This is a genomic window from Metabacillus rhizolycopersici, assembly GCF_020075705.1.
Genome location: NZ_JAIQUM010000216.1, coordinates 1 through 1,240, shown reverse-complemented (window position 1 = coordinate 1,240; position 1,240 = coordinate 1). Strand labels below are relative to the sequence as shown.

The window sequence follows — 1,240 nt, the reverse complement described above, 5'->3', positions numbered from 1 at the left end:
GTAAATGGGAATTTCCTCCGTAAAGTTCACCAGAACGGATGAGTGTTAAGTAATCGATAAAAAGAATCGGTTTTTTGTTTGGAAATTGATTCATCAATTTTCGCGTTTTCGCTCTCATCTCAGCAACCGTTTGTCCAGCACCATCAAAAACTTGCATATGAGTTTCATTGAGATCACCAATCACATCCGACCATTTATTCTTTTGACTTTCATTTAACAATTTTTTCGGATCCCGCATTTTTGTACGGTTAAAGCCCCCTGTCGAAGCAATTAATCGACTGGTTATCAGCTTTTCAGGCATTTCCAAGGAAAAGATGAGGGGCAAATAACCAGCCCAACCCGACATTTTTGCGAAATGGAGCATGACGTCGGTTTTTCCCATCGATGGTCTTGCCGCTAGAATCGTCACTTCTCCATCCTGAAATCCTCCTGTCACTTCGTCGAGCTTTTTGATCCCCGTTGTTGCACTTTTTAAGATTTTTTGATCTTCCCAGGGTGTCTCATAGATATCTGACAACGCTTGTTGGATGGACGTATGATCATCCATCTTCATTTGGTTAATTTTATCCAATTCAGCAATGACCCTAGCAATCTCCCAATCATTCATGGCCGCAATTGTTAAAATGTTTCTCTTTTCCCGTTCCTTCCAAAGATCAAGAATGAGCTTCTCTATTCCTTCAAATTTCTCAAGATCCGCATACGATAACAGCTCCGAAAGGTAAGACATTCCGCCAAATGATTCGAGGTCAGGTAAGGTTGTCAGCGAAATTAAATCAACATTCTTACCAGCTCGGTTTAATTCCACCATTCTTCGCATTAATTCTTTATGCCGTGTACTTTCCAGTTGTTCAGGTTGAATAACGGTATCCTTGAGGAGGTACTCTGCCTTCATCAAGCTTCCTAAGAACGCTTTTTCAGCAATACTCATCACTCTTCACCTGCCGTTAGATCAAGTTCAAATCCTCTTGGAATCGCTCTTCCAGCAGGAATCGATTCGGTTGATTGCCTATACTTTGTTACAGGCTTTTGGTTTTCTTGATAAGAATCAATTTCTTCAACGGTCAGTAAAGATTCATTTTCCCAGTTTTTCAGAATCCCAACAACATAGTTCAACTTTCGCTTGTTATTGGCACAGGCAATCGTCATGGCTTTTAAGATGACTTCCTTCGGCTGTAGAAAACTAGAATCATCTAACCAAGATAGCAGCTGCTGTTTCGCATTCACATTTGAAAAGCCAAAT

At 40.6% G+C, this 1,240-nt stretch carries 2 protein-coding genes; both read right to left on the bottom strand.

Going from position 1 to position 1,240, the window contains the following annotated elements; all coding sequences use genetic code 11:
• The coding region (locus K9V48_RS30230; RefSeq protein WP_224142323.1) for a DnaB-like helicase C-terminal domain-containing protein at window positions 1–928 on the bottom strand (928 nt) is incomplete at its 3' end.
• Window positions 928–1,240 (bottom strand): DnaD domain-containing protein (locus K9V48_RS30225; RefSeq protein WP_224142322.1); only part of this gene is annotated, 313 nt, incomplete at its 5' end. The genes K9V48_RS30230 and K9V48_RS30225, both read right to left, overlap by 1 nt.